Source organism: Tenacibaculum retecalamus, from assembly GCF_027941755.1.
Taxonomy (GTDB): Bacteria; Bacteroidota; Bacteroidia; order Flavobacteriales; family Flavobacteriaceae; genus Polaribacter; species Polaribacter haliotis_B.
Window position 1 is genome coordinate 1,910,862 of record NZ_CP115916.1, and the last position, 23,170, is coordinate 1,934,031.

Consider the following 23,170-nt stretch of genomic DNA (forward strand, 5'->3'; position numbering starts at 1 on the left):
ATTAAATTGATTTTCCGTTAATAAAAACTGTATCAATTAAAACAGAACCAAAGTTATAAGGAATCGCACCGTAACTTAAAATTTCTTTTGTAACGATAAAATTAGCTTTCTTACCTTTTGTAATACTTCCAACTTTATCAGATAAATTCATGGCATAGGCACCGTTTATAGTTGCTGCATTTATAGCTTCTTCAGGAGTCATTTTCATTTTAATACAGGCAGTAGCAACTACAAAGTTCATGTTACCAGAAGGTGTTGAGCCAGGATTAAAATCAGTAGCCAAAGCCAAAGGTAATCCTGCATTTATAATATTTCTAGCAGGTGTATAGGGAATACTTAAAAAATAGGAACACGATGGTAAAGCAACAGGCATGGTATCGGTTCCTTTTAAGGTATTAATATCATCAGAATTCATAATTTCTAAATGATCTACAGATAAAGCATTATGTTTTACACTTACTTGAACACCTCCAATAGTTGTAAATTGATTTACATGTACTTTTGGTATTAATCCATATTTTTTACCAGCTTCTAAAATTCGATCGGTATCTTCAACTGAAAAATAACCAGTTTCACAAAAAGCATCTATAAACTCTGCCAATTTTTCTTCAGCTATTTTTGGTAGCATTTCATTAATAATCAAATCGATATAGACATTTTTATCATCTTTGTATTCTTTCGGAAAAGCGTGCGCTCCTAAAAAAGTAGCTTTAATAGGCAGATTATAATTTTCGCCTAGTTTTTTAATAACACGTAACATTTTTAATTCAGCATTAAGAGTTAAACCGTATCCTGATTTTATTTCAACAGCACCAGTACCAAGTTTCATAACTTCTTCTAAACGAACTGCTGATTGTTTATACAAATCTTGCTCAGAAGTTTCTTGCAGTTTTTTTGCTGAATTTAAAATTCCACCACCATTATTTGCTATTTCTTCATAAGTTAATCCGTTAATTCTATCAACAAATTCTTGTTCTCTATTACCAGCATACACAATATGAGTATGAGAGTCGCACCAAGTAGGGAGAATCATTTTACCGGTACAATCGATAGTTTTATCTACTTTAGTAGATAGATTATTCATCGTACCAAAATCCAGGATTTTATCATCTTTAATTAATAGAAAAGCATTTTTTATAGTGGGTAAAATACTCATTTCTTTTCCAGAAACTTTCTTAATACTAGCCTCTCTAATCTGAATTAATTCCTTGATATTTATAAATAAAGTTGTCATTATCGATTTATGAAATTTGTTACACAAACTTACGGTAAAAACTAAAAAGAATGATTTATTTTTTAGTCAACCTATTTCAGAAGAATACAGGTTTCCGAAATAACTTCGGAATGACGTAAATTTATTTTTCAGCAAAAAACTTCGATTTAAAAAAACCCAAACCATAACCTATAAACTGCGTAAATGAGGTAATAATGCTTAAAAAAGCAACTTTTATATTTTTATTCTGAATTAATGTATCTATAAATAATAACGTAAAGTAAAATCCGTAGAAAGCAACTAACTGCCAATAACCAAAAATTGCAAAAAGAACACTGATATCAAATCCAATAATGAATAAACTCGGAAACCAATAGGTAATTTTAGCTGTTTCTGGATACTTTTTATTTAAAATTGGCCTTGCTGTTCCGAATGAATATGTTTGTTTAAAAAATTGACGAATCGTACTTCTTCGCTTATGATACACAAAAGCTTTTTCAATTAATTGTGTTTCAAAACCGTTTTCCCATAAACGAAATGTTAAGTCGATATCTTCTCCCGTTTTCATTTTAGAAAATCCGTTTGTTTTACTAAAAGCTACTTCCGACAATCCTAAATTAAAACTACGTGGTTGAAACTTACCAACACCTTTTTTCTTACCTCTAATTCCGCCTGTGGTTAAAACGGACGTCATCGAATAATTAATCGCTTTCTGTAAATCGGTAAAACTTTTATGCGCAGCATCTGGCCACCAAAGGCATCTGTAAAATTATTTTTTAAGGCTTTTTTTACTTCGGATACATATTGAGGAGGAACAATAACATCACTATCTAAAATGATAAAATAATTACCTGTAGCTTGTTGCATTCCGTAATTTCTACTTGCTCCTGCTCCGCTATTTTCTATATAAAAATATTTTAAATCAAGTTGATTCTCATACTTTTCTACAATTTCTTCGGATGATTTTTCTGAACCATCTTCAATAATTACAACTTCAAAAGTTTCCTGAAAATCTTGTTTTGTAAGACTTTCTAACAGTTCGTCTATTTCTTGCGGACGATTGTAAACGGGAATTATTATAGAGAAGTTTAGTTTCAGAATAGTATGATTTCAGTGTTTTCAAAAATAAGAAAATAAAAAAGTTGAAAGTTCTTATTTTAAAAAACTTTCAACTTTTAATATGGTAATATTCTTTTTAGGATACTCTTTAAAACGGCAAACAGGTTTAGCCCTGATTGAGCGGTTTGTTTGAGCTCTTTTTTGCTGTCAGTTCGAGTGAATTTGTGAAGCATGAACAAATTTGTATCGAGAACAGCAGCAAAAAAAGCGAGTAGCGAAAGCAGGAAATAGCTTCGTATAAAATTATTCGAACTTTTCCATTACGGCTTCACTCACTCCCATATTAGAGAATCCACCATCGTGAAATAAATTCTGTAATGTTACTTTTTTTGTTAAATCAGAAAACATTGAAATAGTATAATCTGCACACTCTAAAGCTGTTGCATTTCCTAGTGGAGACATTTTTTCGGCATATGAAATAAATCCGTCAAACCCTTTAACACCTTGACCTGCGGTGGTTGGCGTTGGTGATTGAGAAATGGTATTAACACGAACTTTTTGATCACGACCAAAGAAGTATCCAAAACTACGCGCAATGCTTTCTAAATACGCTTTATTGTCTGCCATATCGTTGTAATCAGGAAAAACGCGTTGTGCTGCCATATAGGTTAATGCAACGATACTTCCCCACTCGTTCATGGCCTCTTTATTGTATAAAACGTTCATTACTTTATGAAAAGATACCGCAGAAACATCCCAACCCTTGGTAGTAAAATCGTATTTAGAATCGGTATAATGACGGCCTTTACGCACGTTTACAGACATACCGATTGAGTGTAACACAAAATCGATTTTTCCTCCTAAAATTTCCATCGATTTTTCAACCAAATTGGTTAAATCTTCCATTGAAGTTGCATCAGCAGGTATAATTTCTGATCCTGTTTTGGCAGCTAATTCTTTAATATTACCCATACGCATTGCAATTGGTGCGTTGGTTAATACAAACGTTGCTCCTTCTTCATGTGCACGTTCAGCAACTTTCCAAGCAATAGAATTTTCATCTAAAGCTCCAAAAATAATTCCTTTTTTTCCTTTTAATAAATTGTACATATTTACGTGTTTTAATCTATAGTTGTTGGTTTGTTAAACAAATATAGTTTTAATTTAGTAATTCTTTTGCGTGTGTTAATGCGCTTTCAGAAATATCTTTTCCGCTTAACATTTCAGCAATTTCAACAATACGTTCTTCTTTAGATAACAATTTTAAATTAGAAGTTGTAACTCCGTTTTCTTCACCTTTGTACACTTTGTAATGTTGTAAGCCTTTTGCTGCAATTTGTGGTAAATGCGTAATAGTAATTACTTGCATACTTGTACCCATATCTTGCATTATTTTTGCTATTTTATTAGAAACTTCACCTGAAACTCCGGTATCAATCTCATCAAAAATAATGGTTGGTAATTGTATATTTTCTGATAATATTTTTTTTATTGAAAGCATAATTCTTGATAATTCACCTCCAGAAGCTACTTTTTTAAGTTCTCCGAAATTACCTCCTTTATTTGCAGAAAATAAAAAAGTTAATACATCTTTTCCGTTTGTAAAATACTCTTTCGATGCTGATAATTTTATAGAAAAACGTGCATTTGGCATCCCTAATTCTGTTAACAAAAACTCTAAGGATTTTTGTAATTTAGGAATTGCCTTGTTTCTCGATTTTGTTATCATTACTGCAACTTCATCTAACTTTTTAGCAACTTCATTTATCTCTACATTTTTTGCTTCAATTAACGTTCCTGCATTGGCTACTTGCGATACTTTTTCTGATAATGTTTCGTGGATAACCTGTAATTCTTTAATAGAATCTACCGAGTGTTTTTTCTGGAGGTTGTATATTAATTGCAACCTATCATTTAATTCTTCTATTTCATTCGGATTAAAATCTACCGCTTCATTCTCATTTTCTAGTTCAGAAACAACATCATCTAACTCTAATTTAATGCTCGTAATTCTGTTAGAAATTTCCTCGTATTTTTTAGAATATCCGCTTATTTTTTGCAAACTATTTTCTAGCGAGTACAATAAGTTTTGTAGGCCTATTTCTTCATTTACTGATATCTCTAAAGATTCTGATAAACTCAGTTTTATTTCTTCTATGTTATTTAATCGCCCAAGTTTTTCCTCTAAAGCCTCTTGCTCATCACTTTTTAAATTTGCTTCTTCTAACTCGTTAAATAAATGCAAATTATACTCATGCTGTTCATTTGATTTTTCAGTTTCTTGTTGAAGAATTTTAAGCTCTTTATTTAATGTTGAATACTTTTTTAATCCTCTTTTATAAGATGCTATTTTTGGTTGGTTTTTAGCCAAAGCATCTAGTACTGAAAATTGAAAGCTAACATCAGAAAGTTGTGATGTTTGATGTTGCGAATGAATATCAATCAGTTTTGTTTTTAAAGCCGTTAAAACTGATAAATTTACAGGTGTATCATTTACAAAAGCTCTCGACTTACCTGAAGGAAGAATTTCTCTTCGAATAATCGTTTCGGTTTCATAGTCTACATCTAATTTTTCAAATAAACGTTGTAAATCATAACCTTCAACAGCAAATTTAGCTTCAATAACACACTTTTTTTCCGTGTTTTTTAAAGATGATAAATCGGCACGGTTTCCCATTACCAAGCCTAAGGCTCCTAATAAGATGGATTTTCCTGCTCCGGTTTCACCTGTTATGATTGATAAACCTCTTGTAAAATCAATCGATAATTGATTGATTAACGCATAATTATGTATGGATAATTGTATAAGCAAATTCTATTCTTTAAAAGAATAAAAATACAAATTTTGATTGAATTATAGCACTTTAAAAAGTAGGGAAGTTTATTGTTTTTTTCTACTTGACAATAAGTTGTCAATCACCATTGATAAGAGCACAAAAGCGAGTAAAAAACTTTCTAGTTTACTTAAGCTATCATTTATAATTCCCATTGAAATTACATACAACATAATAATTGAAAGAAAAACTATAAAAACTATTCTAGCCTTTTTCATTTTAGTTAATCTTCTTCCATTTATCTTTATAAGTAGGAGCAATTTTATTTAAAACACTCAACATTTTTTGAGTGTTTTTTGTTGGTTTGCCATCAGAAAAAACATTTGAAATCTCATCTCCTTTAGCATCTAAAAAAACACGAATCATATAATTACCAATAGCTACATTGTATAATTTATCTAACGCAATTATGTTTTTCGCTATTGTTTGCTTAGCTAATTCCTTATTCTCTGAAAAATTATCAAATCCTTTTCTATGATACTCGTAATAAATAGTTCGGAGGGGACTAAATTTTGAAGACAATAAATTATCTATGAAAACAAAACGATTTTGTTTACCTACTTGATTTTGCCATCCTAACTCTCCGTTAGATTGTGCTTGAAGCATTACATTTTCTGCTGACTTTAAATAATCAGTACCGCCTTTTAAAGCAAAGGTATCTGCATCTAATCCTATAATAGCATATGCATAAAATGCGATTAATGAAACCAAATTAGAATCGTATGTATTCGGATTAAAAATTAACGGATCAAACTCATTATAACGAAAGTTAAAATTCGTGTCATTAATATTTAAAACAGGTGTTGCATAACTTGAATTATAAACAGGTCGAGTAGCTTGTACTTGTATACTTGCTCTAAAATTATTCCCACTTTGTTCATTTACAACAATGGTAAAAGCACAATTAATTCGTTCTTGTTGTTTAAAGTTTTTGTTTGTCCATTGTTTATCATTAATAAACTCAGTTAATGATTTTTGAAGCGTTTCAAAAACTTGCTTATTACTACTCTGAACTTTATCTGCATTTATAGTTACCAAAGCGTTTAACTCTTGCGACTGGATTGTAAAAACGAATGATAAAACAAAAATTAAAAAGAAAATTTTACGCATCTATTACACTTTATTTTTGTCAGGTTGAGCGCAGTCGAAACCTATTAAAACTTCTCGAAAAAACTGCGTTTGTATCTTCAAAGTAAAAATATTTTACTTTTCAATAATACTCGAGAAGACAATATAATTATTATTTAATTTTATTGATAATTTCTTCAATTATATCTACTGATACTGCTTTTTTGGATTTTAATTCAAATGATTTCTCATTAAAATCAGCATCAATAATAGTAATCTTATTTGTATCAGTAGCAAAACCTGCCCCTTTATCTTGAAGCGAATTTAAGATAATTAAATCTAAATTCTTTTTAGTTATTTTACTCTTTGCATTTTCAACTTCATTATTTGTTTCTAACGCAAACCCTACTAATAATTGATTCTTTTTAACTGTTCCTAAAGATCTTAAAATGTCTTTTGTTGGCGCCAATTCAATTACTAACGCTGAATCTTTCTTTTTTATTTTCTGAGTAGCCACATTTTTTGGTCGATAATCTGCTACTGCTGCCGATAAAATAGCAATATCTACTTCACTATAATACTTATGACAAGCATCGTACATTTCTTCAGCAGATTTTACATCAACTCTGTGAATAAACGAATGCTCAACTTTTTGATGTGATGGCTCTGATACTAAAAAAACTTCCGCACCTAAATTAGCGGCTGTTTTTGCAATTTCAAATCCCATTTTACCTGAAGAATGATTTCCTATAAAACGTACAGGATCTATTGCTTCATACGTGGGATCTGCTGTAATTAAAATTTTCTTCCCACGAAGTGGTAATTTAGACACAACATCTTTTTCAATAAAAGAAACAATGTCTTCTGGTTCGGCCATACGACCTTCCCCTACTAATCCACTTGCTAATTCACCAGAAGTAGCGGGAATTAATATATTACCAAAACTTTGTAATGTATCTAAACTCTTTTTTGTTGATGGATGTTGATACATATCTAAATCCATTGCTGGAGCAAAGTACACAGGGCATTTTGCTGATAAATATGTTGCTAATAATAAGTTATCGCAAGTACCGTTTGTCATTTTAGACAAGGTATTTGCGGTGGCAGGAGCTATAATTATAATATCTGCCCAAAGTCCTAAATCAACATGATTGTTCCATAGTTCGTTTTCATCTTCTTTTTCATAAAAAGTAGAATGAACAGGATTTTTTGATAAGGTGGAAAGAGTAAGTGGAGTTATGAAATCTTTAGACGCAGGAGTCATAACTACTTTGACTTCTGCGCCCGATTTTATAAATAGACGAACTAAGTTCGCTGTTTTGTATGCGGCAATACCAGCTGTAACACCAAGTAATACTTTTTTACCGCTTAATACAGACATATTATTCTGCGTCTGGAGTTCTATGATATACTTTTCCGTTTAACCACTCATCTACAGCAATAGCGTGTGGTTTTGGTAAACGTTCGTAAAATTTAGAAACTTCAATTTGTTCTTTATTTTCAAAAACTTCTTCTAAACTGTCATTGTAAGTAGCAAATTCATCTAACTTATCAACTAATTCTTTCTTTAAATCAGAATTAATTTGATTTGCTCTTTTAGCGATAACTGAAATAGCTTCGTAAATATTTTCTGTTGGAGCTTCGATAGCTTCTTTGTTATAAGTAATAGTACTTAACGGCGCTTTCGTTTCTTTATAATCCATTTTTTAACTTTTAACTAATTGTTCTTGTTCTTTGTTTAATGTTGCTAACATTTCATTAGATTCTTTCATGAATTTAGATTCAGGAAAGCTTCTCTTTAGCTTATCATACGCTTTTACTGCCGTTTCAATTCTTTCAGCTTTTCTACGTTGTGTACTTTTCAATACAAAATCGTGTGCTGCTTTTAAACGAAAATATAACGCTTCTTCTTTATATTTAGTACCTAAATAATCTTCTAATAAATTATCGAAAGCAACTATTGCTGCGCTATAATTTCTAGAGTCATACCCTGCTGTATTGTAATATGTTTTAGCTATTTCAAAAGCCTTTTTCTCTAGCTTATTACGTAATTCAGTATAATATTTATTAGCTTCTTCTTGTTTATCTGAATTTGGATATTTATCAATAAAAGATTGAAAAGATGCTAATGCTTTATTTGTATCTGTTGGATCTAAGCTAAATTTTGGCGCTGCCTTGTAATAACTTAATGCTGATAAAAATGCCGCCTCTTCTCTTTTAGAACTTTTAGGGTAGTTTTTTGTAAACCTATTAAAGTAATACCCTGCTAAACTATAATTTTTTTCATTAAAGTTAGATTGAGAAACCATATATTGAATACGTTCCATTTGTGGTTTCCCTCGGTATGAAGGGGTTATTTTCTCAAACAATCGTAAGGCTTTACTGTACTTTTGTGTTTCGTACATTTTTGTAGCCATTTTGTATTGTTCTTGTATAGTTCCTTTATTTAATACTTTGTTATATTCTCCGCATGAAGATAATATCAAAAGCATTACAACTAAATACGCTAAATTTTTCATTTTTTGCATTTGGCAAAATTAGTGATTAAATATGGATTATTAAAACGATTTTTGTACTCTGAATAGAGTATTGCAATAAACCATTAAATTTGTTATAAAAACTATATACAGTTCCTAAATGTTTGTTAATCTTACACAGCAGTGTTAGCAGCGTCTTGAGCTACTATTTGCTTTACATCATTATCAAATAAATACAAACCTCCTTTGTCATCGCCAATTAAATTAATTTTATCTAAAATGTTTCTAGCTAATGCTTCTTCTTCTATTTGTTCAGAAACATACCATTGTAAAAAGTTATGTGTTGCGTAATCTCTTTCTTCTAAAGTAATATGTACTAAATCGTTTATTGATTTTGATACCATTACTTCATGATCAAATAAGGTTTGAAACATGTCTTTAAAAGAACCAAATTCTGCCGGTGGTGCTGCTAAATCAGAAACTCTTGCATGTCCTCCTCTTTCATTTACAAACTTTACTAGTTTTAACATGTGCATACGTTCTTCATCAGAATGTGCGTACATAAATTGTGCAACTCCTTCAAAACCTTGAGTTTCTGCCCAACATGCCATTGACAAGTATACTTGTGATGATTCTGCTTCTATTTTTATTTGCTGATTTAAAGCTTCTTCTATTACTTTTGATAACATATTTTTATTTTTTGAAAATTATATTTATTCTTCTTTTAACTGGAAGGATAAATTATTAAACAAAGATGCTAAAAAAAGACTACAATTAAAAAACTGTAGCCTTTTATAACGTGTATTTTTGTTTAGACAAATTATAGATTGTCTATAAAATCTGATATTTTTGTTTGTAACTCTTCTGTTGCTTTTACCAAAGGCAAACGAACTTCATCCAAACAAATTCCTTTTTTTAGCAAAACAGATTTAATTCCCGCTGGATTGTTTTCTTTAAAAATATAGGCTACAATATCCATTAATTTGTAATGAATCTCGTACGCTTCCTTATTTTTTCCTTCCAAGCCTAATTGAATCATTTTCGAAAATTCTTTAGGTAAACCTTGCCCTATTACAGATATTACTCCCGATGCTCCTGCCAAAACAACACCTAAAGCTAAATCATCATCTCCTGAAATAATTAAAAAATCTTTTGGTTTATTTTTCAACAACTCTAAATATTGTTGTTGAATATTACCAGCTTCTTTAACACCTACAATATTCTTAAAATCATTTGCTAAACGTAAAATTGTTGCTGGCTCCATATTTTTAGCCGTTCTCCCTGGTACATTATATAAAATAATTGGCTTTGGACTAGCTAATGAAATTGCTTTAAAATGCTGATAAAAACCTTCTTGCGTTGGCTTGCTATAATAAGGAGCTACTGATAAAACACCATCAATACTTGATAAATCTAACGAATTTAACTCCTCAATTACTGTTTGTGTATTATTACCACCAACACCTAAAACTAACGGTAATCGCCCATTATTTTCTTGTGCTATTACCTTTATTATTTCTTCTTTTTCTTTTGCTGTTATCGTTCCACTTTCGGCTGTGGTTCCGTTAATAACTAAGTAATTTGTTCCGTTATCAATATTATAATTCACTAGTTTTTTAAGTGCATTAAAATCTACACTTAAATCTTCGTTAAAAGGAGTTACTAATGCGACTCCGGTACCAACAAATTTTTGCATTATATTTTATTTAATATCGTTAAGTATTTTTTTAATTCTTGATTTAAAACTGCCTCATTAAATCCTTCATCAGAAATAACAAGATCATACAATCTATCATCAACTCCAGCAAAACCAGTTTTTAAACTTGCTTGCGACAACAAAGTTACCATATTCGTATATAAGTTTGGCGTTTTCACATAGTTTATAAACAAATCGTAATCGTTTTTAACGAAGTTTTTTAAATTGTCTGATTTTAAACTCGCTTTCATACCAATATCTTTATCTGTAAAAAACTTAGGCAAAACTTCTTCTTTTTTAGAAAATTCTCTATAAATTAAAACAGTAATATTTTCTTTTTCGAAAGGTAGTTTATTTGTTAAATTGGCTAATACAATGTTCTCCAGCGATTCATTATCTAATAAAATAGCGACTTTTTTAACTTTTCTTTCTTTATGATTTTTAGCTTCGTTTTTTACAATAGTTTTATTGTAAATTTTTTGAATTGATTTTTGCTTTAGTCTATTTATCATTCTTACTAATTACTAACCTTAATACGTTTTACTTCTCTTCAATTTCTAACAATAAAAATTGATTTAATTGCTTACCATATACCTGAAAATTATCATCAGATACTAATATTAAAGAACGATTACCGTTAGATAACCTGGGATCGAAAGTAATTCCTTCAATATTATCTATAATCGAGTCTGTTAATTGCTCTTGAATTGATTCAAAATCAAATAATAATTCTTTCTTTAATGGAATATACGCCTCTTCCTTTAGGGATTGAACCTCTAATGTATTTGTTGATTCCTCTTTAATTGTTGCTTTAAAAATCCTGATGGTATTTCCTAAAGTTCCATATCCACTTTGATAAATTCTTTCAACAATAAAAAAATGATTCTTTTGATATTCTAAGATAGCGGTTACACCATTTAAGTTCACTTTCCCTTTTGCTGGCTTGTCAATTTTTTCTAATTGATATGCAAACTGCTTCGTCGCTTTTTTTGTCTGATTATCAAAATATGTAATTCTTATTGGCGACTGTGTTTTATGAAATGTAGGTTCTTCTCCATCAGCTTTTAATGGCGCCTCCATTGCCGCCCAAAAACCTTTTTTATCTATACTTTTTGAAGAACTTTCGAAAGCAGCATTGTGTTTTGGTTTTGCCTTCGAATTTGCATTAAAATAAGCTGGAGTATTTATTTTTTCTTTAAAAAAACCCACACTATCTACTGTAAAAATTGTTGGGTTTTTACCGTAATGGATAGCTCCTTCACTTACTAAGTTAATTTTATTATCGGAAGTAATAAAAATCGATTCTAAATCTAACGCATTATCTTTATAAAACTTACTTGTAGTATCTATTTCTATTACTCTTTTAAAATTTATCGCTTTTATTGAGTCTTTTTCAATTTGAATATTACCTAGTAAAATTCTAGGATTTTTAGCATCATCAACAACCATATAATATTGGTTGTTACTAAAATCGATTCCAGAAATACCGCCTATGATAGTGTTATCTATCAATAAAGAATCTTTAACTATATATTCGTTTAAAAAATGCAGTTGTAATTTTTCTTTTTTACAAGACACAAAACACAAAGCAATAATTAGTAATCTTATTATTTTCATTTTTAAAATTTATTAGCTTTTTCTCTTACAATTAATCCTTTTATGGTTAAATATTGTGCTATGATATATAATAAAATCACAAAAAAGTCAAGTATTTTATTATACTCATAGTATATATTTAAAATAATAAAGCCATCAGCAATAACAAAAAACATTGCACTAAAAAACAATAACAAATTTCCTTTTGATTTTTCTTGCTGATAATTTAAAAATGTAACCGCTCCATATATCGACACCACAAGTCCATATTCAGCAACAGGAATTAACATGTCTTTTAAGTTATCAAAAACGACATACATGATTGTTAAAAAATATGACATGTATGGAATTGTAGAAAGGACTATTCTTGTAAATGATTTCTTTTCAAGAAAACCTACTATTATTTTTATATATAATACGTGAGTTACTAAAAAAGAAGCTACTCCAAAAACAAAATAACTTTGGTCAGCTAACAAAAGAACATCTCCTAAAAAAGCAAAAAATAGTCCTAAGACCAACCACCAATTAACTTTTTTCGTCGAAATAAAATACACTACTAATAACGTAATCATTAGTAATGGTTTAAAAACAATTTCCATTGTTTTATTCTGAAAAACTACAGCAAAAATATCAGCTATCGAAACAATAAAAAATAATATAGTTGCTATTACTATTTTAGTTTTTTTTGTCATACTTATCTTATATGATTTTATTTAAAATAATTTTAATAGTTTCTTTTTTTTAGCTTTTTAATTTTTCTTTCAGATTGTAGCAATATAGTTTTTTATATAAATTACTACTACTATTTTTATCTTTTTTTTAACAAAATAATTCAACTGTCAACTAGTACGACATTAAAAAAATCACGCATACTACTTGTTATGTTTAAGCATTGAATTTACTATTAAATACTGAGACACAACATATAAAACAATTATTAAAACATTAAACAAATGTGTTGGTTGATAAAAATTATTCAACGCTATTAAACTATCAGATGCTATAAATAGAATAGCACCTAATAATAACCATAAATTTGCTATTGTTTTGTCTTGTTGATAATTTAATAAAGCACAAGTACCAAATGCAGAAATTGCAATTCCGTAAACAATTACAGGCACTAACATTTCTCCTAAATTATCTTTTATTAAAAACAGCACACCTGTAAATAAGGTAATAAAAATAATTGCGGCTCTTATTACTTTCGTAAAAAATTGTTTTTTTAAAAACTGAGAAGTCATTTTTATATACATAATATGCGCTATTAAAAATGATGCTAATCCAAATACAAAATAGTTTATTTTATCTAATAAAAATACATCACCCCAAAACGAAAAAAACAAGGCTGAAACAAACCAGAAATTAGCTTTTTTAACCGATAACAAATAAACAATTACCAATGTTGTCATTAATAACGGTTTAAAAATTATTTCTAAATTTTTATTTTGAACTACTACCGCATACACATCTATAATTGCAACTAATAAAAATACGAGTGATGCTATGATTATTTTTAGTTTTTTATTCATATTTCGTTATTAGTTTGTATAAATTTATGTTTTTTTTAAAAAAATCTAGTTAATCATATCAATAAAATCTTGTTCCGAAATAATTGGTATTTCTAAACTTTCTGCTTTCACCAACTTACTTGGCCCATATTATCACCAGCCACAATAAAACTTGTTTTTTTAGATATTGACGAACTTACTTTTCCGCCGTTATCTTCAATTGCTTTTTTAAGTTCATTTCTACTCATTTGATAAAAAACGCCAGAAACTACAAACACTTTCTCTGCTAGTTTGTTTGTTTGTCCTTTTAAACTTTCTACAGAAACTTCTAATTGAATTCCATGTACTTTTAATCGATCAATCAACTGAATATTTCCTAAATCATCCGAGAAATCAATAATACTCTGGGCAATTCTACTACCTATTTCATCTACAGAAACTAGCGTTTCTAAATCGGCCGCTAATAAATTATCTATTGATTTAAAATGCTTTGCTAGTTTTTTTGCCACGGTTTCACCAACAAATCGAATTCCTAAAGCAAACAACACTTTTTCGAACGGAATCTTTTTTGACTTCTCTATTCCTGCTACCATATTCTGAGCAGATTTTTCAGCCATTCTTTCTAACGGAATTACTTGCTCGACTGTTAAATCATATAAATCTGCATAATTTTGAATTAATCCTTCTTTACGTAACAAATCTACCGTTTCGCCTCCTAAACCATCAATATCCATGGCTTTTCTACTGATAAAATGCTGGATTCTTCCTGTTATTTGTGGCGCACAACCAAACTCATTCGGGCAATAATGTTTGGCATCTCCTTCACTTCTTACAAGCTCGGTATTGCATACAGGACAATTGGTTGCGTATTCTGTAGGTTCAGAATTACAGGATCTTTTTGATATATCTACCGCAATAATTTTCGGAATAATCTCACCTCCTTTTTCAACAAAAACAGTATCATTAATTCGAATATCTAACTTTTCAATCTGATCTGCATTATGTAGCGAAGCTCTTTTTACTGTAGTGCCTGCCAATTGAACAGGTTTTAAATTTGCAACCGGAGTTATGGCTCCTGTTCGCCCAACTTGATATGTTATTTCTTCTAAAACTGTTGAAACCTGCTCCGCTTTAAATTTATATGCAATTGCCCAACGTGGTGCTTTTGCCGTATAACCAAGCTCATCTTGCTGCTGTAAATTGTTTACTTTAATTACAACTCCATCTGTTTCATAAGGCAAATCATGACGTTTAAGATCCCAATCTTCTACGAAATCAAAAACAGCATCAATAGTTTTTGCTAAAGCGATTGTTTTTGGTACTTTAAAACCTACTTTTCGTGCATTCTCTAAATTCTCATAATGGGTTTTATATTTTCGCTCTTCTGTAACTACCTGATACAACAAACAATCTAACGGGCGTTTAGCAACCTCAGCACTGTCTTGTAACTTTAAACTTCCGCTAGCGGTATTTCTTGGATTTTTATACTCCTCTTCCTCGTTCTCGATTCTTTCTTCATTCATTTTACGGAACCCATCAAGAGGTAGAATGATTTCTCCTCGCATCTCAAAATCTGAAACGAAATCTCCATTAGTTATTAATGGAATTGATTTTATGGTACGAATATTAGTAGTTACATCATCTCCCTGAAAACCATCTCCTCGTGTTACAGCTTTTACAAACTGACCATTTTCAAATGTTAAATTTATCGAAGCTCCATCATATTTAAGTTCACAAGTATATTCAATATCGTCAGAACCTAACATTTTTTGAATACGTTTCTCCCAATCTAATAAATCGTCTTTAGAATATGAATTATCTAAAGAATACATACGGTTTTTGTGAGTAACTGTTTCGAAATTTTTAGTAATTTCTCCTCCCACTCTTTGTGTTGGTGAATTTGAGTTGAAAAACTGAGGATTTTCTATTTCTAATTTTTCTAACTCTTTCAGTTTTATATCAAAGTTATAATCTGAAATAGTTGCATTATCTAACACATAATAATTATAATTGTGTTGATTTAGCTCCTCGCGAAGCAATTGTATTTTTTGTTGAATTGTCATTAAAATAATAGCGCTAACAATTTATTACTTTTTTACTGTTCCTGTTAAAAACTGAATTCCTTTTGATATTGGGTTCCCCGAAGAACGACGAAAAGAAACAATTTGACCAACATGCCAAGTTGCATCAGCAATTGGATCGTTAATAGCATTCCAAAACGGGAATTTTTTCTCGCCAAATATAATTTTATACTGAGATACATCTTTACTTACTCTTAAAATTTCGCTTGCTTGTTGTAAATTTTCTAATGTTTTTTTACGTTTTTCAGTAAATGTCATTTCTGGCTGCTTTTCTCCATTCGGTTTATTTAAAACTGCATTTAGAGTTACCTGAGACAATCCTAAAATATGATCGATTGTTTCTAATGTTGTTCTTGATTCTTTATTCGGTTTAAAGCCTAAATCTTTCTCTATTAATCCTTCTGTAGCCCAATAATACCTAAAACCTAATCCGTCTACCATTCTACTTGCAACAGCACCAGCTGTAAATTCTGTTGCTGCTTCTGGAATTTCATAATAAGGTAATTTTGATTGTGAATTAACTATTGTTGTCATCAATGTAATTATAAGAAAAGAAAAAAGTGTTTTCATTTTTAAAAAGTTTAAAGCTAATTTAAGAAAAACTTTCAGGTATTAAGCGGCCAATATCAAAAGTTGCAGTGTAATTTTAAAATCACGTCTCTTTTGATACCCCTAACACTTCATATACTATTTAAAACAAAAAAAGTTTCATTATTGATTAATTCACCAATATGATTTCCCTTGTGTATTATAGTACAAATATGCGATATAAATTCGTTATACAAAACTACTAATGTATAAATGACTTTAATTAATCTCCTAAAAATATTTTTCACCCCTAAAAAGAAAGAAATCGTCCTAAAAAAACATAAATTAAAAGACTAACCAAATAACACCTATTTTTTAAAACATAAAAACCGAAGCCAAAGCTTCGGTTTTCACATACTATTTTATTTTTTATATACTATCTTCTTAATTTCATCGTATATACTACATCTCCTTCTGTTGCAGAGAATAATAATTCTTTTTTAGTTAATAGTTCAATTTTTAAACCATTTGCTAAATTCTCATCTTCTTCTAACTTAATTACTTTAGTTGCTTCTTCAAACTTCCAGTTACCATTTTTTTCATTATTACTCATTACAACCTCATACTTTCCATCAGCATGAAAAACCATCCAGCTGTTGTTTTCTGAAAACTCTTGAATTTCTTCACCAATTTGTACTGACTCTACTTGCCATTTACCTGATGTTAAAAATTCTACTTCATTAATTTCTTGTGAAAAAGACGATACTGTTACACTCAGTAACAATAAAAGTACAGGGAATACTTTTCTCATAATTAAGGGGTTAGGGGTTTAATAAATTCAAATTTAATTAAAAAAGCCAAAACAAAAAAATGTTTTGGCTTTTTTTTTACAAAATATTATACTATGTTAATAATATGTATAACGACGTACTTTTGCTATATGCTTTGCTAAACGCATTACTTGATGTGAATATCCATACTCATTATCATACCACACATAAATTACAATCGTATCACCATCTGCAATAGTTGCTTTACTATCGAAAATTGAAGGAGCTGTTGTACCTACGATATCTGAAGATACTAATTCATTGTTTAATGAATACTGTATTTGCTCTACCAAATCACCTTCTAAAGCATATTGTTTCATTATTGCATTTACAGCCTCTACTGTAGTATTAGAATTTAACTGTAAGTTTAAAATAGCTAAAGATCCATTTGGTACCGGTACACGAATGGCACTTGATGTTAATTTACCTTCTAAAGCTGGCAATGCTTTTGCAACTGCTTTACCTGCACCTGTTTCAGTAATTACCATATTTAAAGCTGCTGCTCTACCTCTACGGTACTTACTATGCATGTTATCTACTAAGTTTTGATCGTTAGTATAGGCATGAATCGTTTCTAAATGTCCTTTTTTAATTCCGAAGTTATCTTCTAACACTTTTAATACTGGTGTAATAGCATTGGTTGTACATGAAGCTGCAGAGAAAATATCTACATTATCAGGATTGTTTTCTGAATGATTTACTCCGTGTACAATATTCGGAATTCCTTTTCCTGGCGCAGTTAATAAAACTTTACTTGCTCCGTTTGGCACTAAATGGCGACTTAATGCTTCTTTATCTTTAAAAGCACCTGTGTTATCTATAATTAATGCATCGTTGATTCCGTATTTAGTATAATCGATATCTTCTGGTTTACCTGCAGAAATCATATACACTGTAGTTCCGTTAATAATTAACGCATTGTTATCTACATCAACCTGAACAGTTCCTAAGAAATCTCCATGTACTGAATCGATACTTAATAATGACGCTCTTTTTTCTAATACAGCTTCGTTAATTTCGCCACGAGTAACAACTGCTCTTAATCTTAATTGAGAACCTTTACCCATTTTACTCATTAACTCACGTGCTAATAAACGACCGATACGACCAAAACCATATAAGACAACATCTTTAGGCTGAATAGCTTCTGCCTCAGTTGCGTCTTTTAATTGATTTTGAACAAAAGCTAATTTATCTGCATTGTTATCATCTTGCAAATGATATTCATAGGCTAATTTACCGATATCTAATTTTGATGCTGGTAAATCGATCGATTGTATTGCTTTTGCTATTTCTAAAGCGTCGTTAATTGAAATTGGTTTTGCTACGAATTCTTTAGCATAGTCTATTAAATTTAAAACCTCACTAGCTCTTTTATCTACTAATGGATTTCTAAATAAAACTAATTCTATCGATTTATCGTACCATAAATCATTAACGATATTAATAAACTCAACCGTAGCTCGTCTTACTTGCGCTTGACTTACTACTTCATTTTCGTAATTTGTTATTGTTGACATAGTTGTGTGTTAACTAAATTTTAAAAAATTTGCTACAAAAATAGGAATTTCAAACGATTTCGTATCGGTTTTATCATATAAAAATGTCGCTGAAAAAATAATTTTCAACGACATTTATACCCTTTATCATCAATTTTAAAATCTAAAATATTCTTTTTTACCACTAGGACTTATCAACTCTAATATCATTTGTTGATTTCCTGTATAGGCATCTAAAGCCGCAACAGCTTCTGATGCATTAAGAACCTTTTTACCATTTATTTTAGTTAAAACATACCCTGCACCTACTTTATAATACTGAAATCCTTTGTTATTTGCTGCTGTAATTTTTGCACCTCCTGTTAAGTTGTATCTTTCTCTATCTGCTGCTGTTAAATCTTTTAATTGTACTCCGAAAGAAAACGAAGTAAACGTACTTTTTTTACTTAATTTAACCGTTTTTATTAAATCTTCACCATCTCTATTCACTGTCACAGCTACATATTCTCCTGGTCTTTTTGCTGTTAACTGTCCTTTTAAATCAGAAAATTTAGTGATTTTAACATCATTTACTTTTTTAATAATATCTCCTTCATGCAAGCCTGCTTTTAAAGCCTCACTATCCGATTCTATTTCATCAATCTTTACACCTTCAATCACTCCTTCTTTATCATCATAAGGAACAAAACCTATTAAAGCTTGTTGTACCGAACCAAATTCTAATAAATCATCAACTACTTTTTTAGCAATGTTAGATGGCACTGCAAATGAATACCCAATAAAAGAACCAGTTTTAGATGAAATAGCTGTATTAATACCAATTAACTCTCCACGAGTGTTTACCAGAGCTCCACCACTATTACCTGGGTTTACTGCTGCATCTGTTTGAATAAAAGCTTCAATATTTCTATTTCCATCTAAATCTCTTCCTTTTGCGCTTACAATACCTGCTGTTACTGTTGATGTTAAGTTATAAGGATTTCCTACTGCCAAAACCCATTCTCCTATTTTTGCATTATCAGAATTTCCGAAAGGTAAATACGGTAAATCCTCATCAGTAGTTACTTTTAACAAAGCGATATCATTATTTTTATCGGTTCCTATTAAAACCGCTTTTAACTTTTTACGATTATTTAATGTAATTTCAATTTCACTTGCTCCTGCTATTACATGATTATTTGTAACGATATAACCATCCGCAGAAATTATTACACCACTCCCCGTACCTATTTGTTCATATTTTCGCCCCTCTTTTCTTCCAAAAAGTTGTGCATACGGATTTTGTTGCGTTCTTACCGCTGTGTTTTTAACATGCACTACTGCATGCACTGTTTTATCTGCCGCTTCCGTAAAATCTGTCGGTGTAGCAGACGAATTTAAAACTGTGGGTGTATAATTTGCTTTTATAGTTTGTAAAGTAGCGTCTATATTTTCACCAACAATTACTTCTGGTTTTTCTAGTGCTACTTTGTATCCTGCAAGTGTTATAACACCTCCAATTATTGCAATTACTAAGGTTTTAAGTATTTTCTTCATATTCTTACAAAATTTATCTATTCAAATATAATATTTTAACATTTTTAAAAAAGTTGTTTAACGTTGTTTTAACTGATTTTAACCGCTATTTAACACTTCTAGCTAGCTAATAAAATATGTATCTTTGCTTTCTATGATTTTGAATTTTTATAAATACCAAGGAACAGGAAACGACTTTATTATTATAGATAATCGTACAATAACATTCCCTAAAAATGATATTGAATTAATCACTAAACTATGTGACAGGCATTTTGGTATTGGTGCTGATGGATTAATTCTTTTAGAAAATGATGCCAAAACCGACTTTAAAATGATTTATTTTAATGCAGATGGAACCGAAACTATGTGTGGAAATGGAGGAAGATGTGCTGTTGCCTTTGCTAAAAAATTAAACCTTATTGATTGTAAAACAACTTTTACTGCTTTTGATGGTACACATTATGCCGAAATTGACAACGACATTATTTCTTTACATATGGTAGACGTAAACGAAATCAACATAAACAAAGATGCTGTTTATGCTTTTACTGGCACACAACATCATGTAGAATTGGTTGAATCCTTAGATAATTACCCTGTTTTTGAAAACGGAAAAAAAATAAGATATAGTTACGATTCTCCTGGGGCTAACGTTAATTTTACGCAACAAATAAACACCAATACTTTTAGGGTAAGAACCTATGAAAAAGGTGTTGAAAATGAAACCTTAGCATGCGGTACCGGAGTAACTGCGGTTGCAATTGCAATGTATGCTACAAAAAAAACTACCGAACAACTAATTAAATTACCTGTTGAAGGTGGTTTACTTGAAGTTAGTTTTGATGAAAAAAACGGAAAATTCAGCAATATCTTTTTAAAAGGATCAGCCGTTTGTGTGTTTAAAGGCGAAATTGAATTGTAATGAATACATTAAAAGGTACACATATAAATTTAAGAGCGCTTGAACCCGATGATTTGGAGTTTCTATTTCAAATAGAAAACAATGAATCTTTTTGGGAAGTTAGCCATACACAAGCTCCGTTTTCTAAATTTATTTTAAAGCAATATTTAGAAAATGCTCATTTAGATATTTATGAAGCTAAACAATTACGCTTAGTTATCGAAGATAACACATCGTTAAATACTATTGGCATGATTGATCTTTTTGATTTTAATCCGCAACATAAAAGAGCCGGTATCGGAATATTAATTCATCCTGATTATCAACAAAACGGATTTGCATCTGAAGCTTTACAACTATTAATTAACTATTGTTTTACATACTTACAAATACACCAATTATACGCTAATATTACAAGCGATAATAAAAACAGTATTCACCTTTTTACAAAACACGATTTTAAAGAAATCGGTATTAAAAAAGATTGGATTCTAAACAACAATATATATAAAGACGAAATTTTATTTCAATTGATAAATGAATAAGAAAATAATATACACAGCTATTGCCATTATATTTTTAATTGGCGGAATTATTGGTTTTAATTTTTATCAAAAAATATTTAGCCAAGCGGTTACTAAAAGCGGCGCTATTTATATAAAATCCGATGATACTTTTGATGGATTAAAAAAACAGTTATCTAATTACATTGATAAACCTGAAAACTTTATTTGGGTTGCCGAAAAGAAAAAATTTACAAAACCGAAAGGCGGAAAATACATTCTTAAAAAAGGAATGAGTTTAAACGATGTGGTAAACTTACTTCGAAGTGGAAACCAAACACCAATAAAACTTTCTTTCAACAACCAAGATTCATTAGAAAAGCTGGCAGGAAGGATTGCTCAGCAAATTGAAACTGATTCTATTTCTTTAGTAAAAGTAATGAGAGAGAATGACTTTTTAGTTAAAAACAGTTTCAATCAAAAAAATGCTTTAGGTATGTACATTCCTAATAGTTATGAATTTTATTGGAATACCTCTGCTGAAAAATTCCGTAGTAAAATGCTTATTGAATACAATCGTTTTTGGAGTTCATTACGTTTAGAAAAAGCTAAAAAATTAAATTTAACGAAAAAAGAAGTTACTACACTAGCTTCTATCGTTCAAAAAGAAACTGCGCAAAAAAGCGAACGACCAATTGTAGCTGGCTTGTATTTAAATAGATTAAGAGACGGTTGGCCTTTACAAGCAGATCCAACAGTTATATATGCAATTAAACAACTTAAAGGACAAGATTTTGTTGTAAAACGTGTTTTAAATAAAGATCTTAAAATAAAATCTCCGTATAATACGTACCAAAATACAGGGTTACCTCCATCACTTATTGCAATGCCAGATGTATCATCTATAGATGCAGTTTTAAACTTCAAAAAACACAACTACTTTTATATGTGTGCTAGTGTTGATAAAATAGGTTTTCATGATTTTGCCAACTCTTTAGCACAACACAACAGAAACGCTGCTAAATATCAAAGATGGATTACACAACGTGGAATAAATCGGTAATTTTAACAAAATTTTATTTTTAATAAAACCTCTATAATATTACAAAACAGATAATTTAATTCAGTTTTTATTATCTTTTAAATAACAAAACTAATAATTATTAATGATATTCATATTTACAAACAAACTTAACGCACTGACTACCATTACTTTAAGTTAATTAATGTACCTTTGCACCGCTAAACAGAAAGTAACTAATTATCAAGTATTTAGTATTTTTATTAATAGGTTTTGTAGCGCTAGTAAGTTTTACAACTCCAGAGGTTAAGAAAGATAAAATAACATCTACACCAATTATAACAGCATACTATGCTGAAAACGTTAACATTCCATTTTTATTAAAAGACTTTGTTGGCTTTAAAGAAGCCTTAGCTTTTAAAGAATCTCAAGGTAAATACCGAGTTGTAAACAAACTAGGGTATTTAGGTAAATATCAGTTTGGAAGAGAAACCTTAAAAGATTTAGAATTTACAACACTCAAAATTTCCTTAAAACTCCTGAATTACAAGAAAAAGCATTCGTAGCTTATTGTAAAGTAAATAAATGGATTTTAAGAAAAGATATTAGAAGAAGTGTAGGTAAAACTATTAATGGTACTAAAATTACCGAATCTGGTATTTTGGCTGCAGCACATTTAAGTGGCGCTGGTAACGTTAAAAAATACTTGCGTTCAAACGGATCGATTAGATTTAACGATGCTTTTGGAACATCTATAAAATCATACATGAAAAAATTCGCCGGTTATGATGTTTCTAACATCAAACCTAATAAAAAAGCGCGCGTTTAAAACGCTAAA

General features: G+C 30.0%; 20 protein-coding genes and 3 pseudogenes. 4 read left to right on the top strand and 19 right to left on the bottom strand.

Annotated features, from left to right (window positions below; genetic code table 11):
* Nucleotide 1 precedes the first annotated feature (1 nt).
* The 19 genes and pseudogenes from hutI to PG912_RS09135 all read right to left on the bottom strand — a co-directional run bounded on the left by hutI (nt 2) and on the right by PG912_RS09135 (nt 19,925).
* Entirely contained in the window at nt 2–1,234 is a 1,233-nt protein-coding gene (hutI, locus tag PG912_RS09045) for an imidazolonepropionase (protein ID WP_275687286.1), read from the bottom strand.
* Nucleotides 1,235–1,355: 121 nt separating this feature from the next.
* Nucleotides 1,356–2,311, bottom strand: a pseudogene (locus PG912_RS09050) (glycosyltransferase).
* Nucleotides 2,312–2,575: 264 nt separating this feature from the next.
* Nucleotides 2,576–3,382: an enoyl-ACP reductase FabI gene (locus PG912_RS09055; RefSeq protein WP_275687287.1), complete on the bottom strand. Its 807-nt coding sequence runs from the start codon at nt 3,380–3,382 to the stop codon at nt 2,576–2,578.
* Nucleotides 3,383–3,431: 49 nt separating this feature from the next.
* Nucleotides 3,432–5,084, bottom strand: a complete 1,653-nt coding sequence (recN, locus tag PG912_RS09060; protein ID WP_275687288.1) for a DNA repair protein RecN — start codon at nt 5,082–5,084, stop codon at nt 3,432–3,434.
* Nucleotides 5,085–5,325: 241 nt separating this feature from the next.
* Nucleotides 5,326–6,216: a type IX secretion system protein PorD gene (porD, locus tag PG912_RS09065; protein ID WP_260586520.1), complete on the bottom strand. Its 891-nt coding sequence runs from the start codon at nt 6,214–6,216 to the stop codon at nt 5,326–5,328.
* A 130-nt stretch (nt 6,217–6,346) separates the two neighbouring features.
* Nucleotides 6,347–7,555 (bottom strand): bifunctional phosphopantothenoylcysteine decarboxylase/phosphopantothenate--cysteine ligase CoaBC, encoded by a 1,209-nt coding sequence (coaBC, locus tag PG912_RS09070; RefSeq protein ID WP_275687289.1) that lies wholly within the window; start codon nt 7,553–7,555, stop codon nt 6,347–6,349.
* A gap of 1 nt (nt 7,556) precedes the next feature.
* Complete coding sequence (locus PG912_RS09075) at nt 7,557–7,877, bottom strand: DNA-directed RNA polymerase subunit omega (protein WP_260586522.1); 321 nt, start codon at nt 7,875–7,877, stop codon at nt 7,557–7,559.
* A gap of 3 nt (nt 7,878–7,880) precedes the next feature.
* The gene (locus PG912_RS09080) at nt 7,881–8,693 is read right to left on the bottom strand and encodes an outer membrane protein assembly factor BamD (protein ID WP_275687290.1); all 813 of its coding nucleotides are present in this window, start codon (nt 8,691–8,693) and stop codon (nt 7,881–7,883) included.
* A gap of 131 nt (nt 8,694–8,824) precedes the next feature.
* Nucleotides 8,825–9,340: a ferritin gene (locus tag PG912_RS09085; RefSeq protein WP_260586524.1), complete on the bottom strand. Its 516-nt coding sequence runs from the start codon at nt 9,338–9,340 to the stop codon at nt 8,825–8,827.
* Between the two features lie 131 nt (nt 9,341–9,471).
* Nucleotides 9,472–10,347, bottom strand: a complete 876-nt coding sequence (gene dapA / locus PG912_RS09090) for a 4-hydroxy-tetrahydrodipicolinate synthase (protein WP_275687291.1) — start codon at nt 10,345–10,347, stop codon at nt 9,472–9,474.
* Entirely contained in the window at nt 10,347–10,859 is a 513-nt protein-coding gene (locus tag PG912_RS09095; RefSeq protein WP_275687292.1) for a DUF6913 domain-containing protein, read from the bottom strand. Before PG912_RS09095 ends, dapA begins: the two co-directional genes overlap by 1 nt.
* 28 nt (nt 10,860–10,887) lie before the next feature.
* Entirely contained in the window at nt 10,888–11,964 is a 1,077-nt protein-coding gene (locus PG912_RS09100) for an esterase-like activity of phytase family protein (RefSeq protein WP_275687293.1), read from the bottom strand.
* Nucleotides 11,965–11,966: 2 nt separating this feature from the next.
* Nucleotides 11,967–12,635 (bottom strand): lysoplasmalogenase, encoded by a 669-nt coding sequence (locus tag PG912_RS09105; RefSeq protein WP_275687294.1) that lies wholly within the window; start codon nt 12,633–12,635, stop codon nt 11,967–11,969.
* Between the two features lie 180 nt (nt 12,636–12,815).
* Complete coding sequence (locus tag PG912_RS09110; protein ID WP_275687295.1) at nt 12,816–13,472, bottom strand: lysoplasmalogenase; 657 nt, start codon at nt 13,470–13,472, stop codon at nt 12,816–12,818.
* Nucleotides 13,473–13,517: 45 nt separating this feature from the next.
* A pseudogene (gene ligA, locus PG912_RS09115) lies at nt 13,518–15,514 on the bottom strand (NAD-dependent DNA ligase LigA).
* Between the two features lie 24 nt (nt 15,515–15,538).
* Nucleotides 15,539–16,102, bottom strand: coding sequence for a hypothetical protein (locus PG912_RS09120; RefSeq protein WP_275687296.1), 564 nt, complete (start codon nt 16,100–16,102; stop codon nt 15,539–15,541).
* A 394-nt stretch (nt 16,103–16,496) separates the two neighbouring features.
* Nucleotides 16,497–16,871 carry a hypothetical protein gene (locus PG912_RS09125; protein ID WP_275687297.1) on the bottom strand — a complete coding sequence of 125 codons (375 nt, stop codon included), beginning with the start codon at nt 16,869–16,871 and terminating at the stop codon, nt 16,497–16,499.
* 96 nt (nt 16,872–16,967) lie between these two features.
* Nucleotides 16,968–18,410, bottom strand: a complete 1,443-nt coding sequence (locus PG912_RS09130) for a glyceraldehyde-3-phosphate dehydrogenase (RefSeq protein ID WP_260586533.1) — start codon at nt 18,408–18,410, stop codon at nt 16,968–16,970.
* Between the two features lie 135 nt (nt 18,411–18,545).
* Nucleotides 18,546–19,925, bottom strand: a complete 1,380-nt coding sequence (locus PG912_RS09135) for a trypsin-like peptidase domain-containing protein (RefSeq protein ID WP_275687298.1) — start codon at nt 19,923–19,925, stop codon at nt 18,546–18,548.
* Between the two features lie 133 nt (nt 19,926–20,058).
* On the opposite strand from PG912_RS09135, the gene dapF reads away from it, so the two are divergent.
* From dapF to PG912_RS09155, 4 genes and pseudogenes are all read left to right on the top strand, one after another.
* Complete coding sequence (gene dapF, locus PG912_RS09140) at nt 20,059–20,829, top strand: diaminopimelate epimerase (protein ID WP_275687299.1); 771 nt, start codon at nt 20,059–20,061, stop codon at nt 20,827–20,829.
* Complete coding sequence (locus PG912_RS09145) at nt 20,829–21,353, top strand: GNAT family N-acetyltransferase (RefSeq protein WP_275687300.1); 525 nt, start codon at nt 20,829–20,831, stop codon at nt 21,351–21,353. Before dapF ends, PG912_RS09145 begins: the two co-directional genes overlap by 1 nt.
* Nucleotides 21,346–22,374: an endolytic transglycosylase MltG gene (gene mltG / locus PG912_RS09150; protein ID WP_275687301.1), complete on the top strand. Its 1,029-nt coding sequence runs from the start codon at nt 21,346–21,348 to the stop codon at nt 22,372–22,374. The genes PG912_RS09145 and mltG overlap by 8 nt, the downstream gene beginning before the upstream one ends.
* 197 nt (nt 22,375–22,571) lie before the next feature.
* Nucleotides 22,572–23,161, top strand: a pseudogene (locus PG912_RS09155) (peptidoglycan-binding protein LysM).
* The last annotated feature ends 9 nt before the right edge of the window (nt 23,162–23,170 follow it).

What these genes read in the sequence shown, in the direction of transcription:
- hutI (WP_275687286.1), bottom strand. Translation starts at nt 1,234, where the DNA reads ATGACAACTTTATTTATAAATATCAAGGAATTAATTCAGATTAGAGAG.
- PG912_RS09055 (WP_275687287.1), bottom strand. Translation starts at nt 3,382, where the DNA reads ATGTACAATTTATTAAAAGGAAAAAAAGGAATTATTTTTGGAGCTTTA.
- porD (WP_260586520.1), bottom strand. Translation starts at nt 6,216, where the DNA reads ATGCGTAAAATTTTCTTTTTAATTTTTGTTTTATCATTCGTTTTTACA.
- coaBC (WP_275687289.1), bottom strand. Translation starts at nt 7,555, where the DNA reads ATGTCTGTATTAAGCGGTAAAAAAGTATTACTTGGTGTTACAGCTGGT.
- PG912_RS09075 (WP_260586522.1), bottom strand. Translation starts at nt 7,877, where the DNA reads ATGGATTATAAAGAAACGAAAGCGCCGTTAAGTACTATTACTTATAAC.
- PG912_RS09080 (WP_275687290.1), bottom strand. Translation starts at nt 8,693, where the DNA reads ATGAAAAATTTAGCGTATTTAGTTGTAATGCTTTTGATATTATCTTCA.
- PG912_RS09085 (WP_260586524.1), bottom strand. Translation starts at nt 9,340, where the DNA reads ATGTTATCAAAAGTAATAGAAGAAGCTTTAAATCAGCAAATAAAAATA.
- dapA (WP_275687291.1), bottom strand. Translation starts at nt 10,347, where the DNA reads ATGCAAAAATTTGTTGGTACCGGAGTCGCATTAGTAACTCCTTTTAAC.
- PG912_RS09095 (WP_275687292.1), bottom strand. Translation starts at nt 10,859, where the DNA reads ATGATAAATAGACTAAAGCAAAAATCAATTCAAAAAATTTACAATAAA.
- PG912_RS09100 (WP_275687293.1), bottom strand. Translation starts at nt 11,964, where the DNA reads ATGAAAATAATAAGATTACTAATTATTGCTTTGTGTTTTGTGTCTTGT.
- PG912_RS09105 (WP_275687294.1), bottom strand. Translation starts at nt 12,635, where the DNA reads ATGACAAAAAAAACTAAAATAGTAATAGCAACTATATTATTTTTTATT.
- PG912_RS09110 (WP_275687295.1), bottom strand. Translation starts at nt 13,472, where the DNA reads ATGAATAAAAAACTAAAAATAATCATAGCATCACTCGTATTTTTATTA.
- PG912_RS09120 (WP_275687296.1), bottom strand. Translation starts at nt 16,102, where the DNA reads ATGAAAACACTTTTTTCTTTTCTTATAATTACATTGATGACAACAATA.
- PG912_RS09125 (WP_275687297.1), bottom strand. Translation starts at nt 16,871, where the DNA reads ATGAGAAAAGTATTCCCTGTACTTTTATTGTTACTGAGTGTAACAGTA.
- PG912_RS09130 (WP_260586533.1), bottom strand. Translation starts at nt 18,410, where the DNA reads ATGTCAACAATAACAAATTACGAAAATGAAGTAGTAAGTCAAGCGCAA.
- PG912_RS09135 (WP_275687298.1), bottom strand. Translation starts at nt 19,925, where the DNA reads ATGAAGAAAATACTTAAAACCTTAGTAATTGCAATAATTGGAGGTGTT.
- dapF (WP_275687299.1), top strand. Translation starts at nt 20,059, where the DNA reads ATGATTTTGAATTTTTATAAATACCAAGGAACAGGAAACGACTTTATT.
- PG912_RS09145 (WP_275687300.1), top strand. Translation starts at nt 20,829, where the DNA reads ATGAATACATTAAAAGGTACACATATAAATTTAAGAGCGCTTGAACCC.
- mltG (WP_275687301.1), top strand. Translation starts at nt 21,346, where the DNA reads ATGAATAAGAAAATAATATACACAGCTATTGCCATTATATTTTTAATT.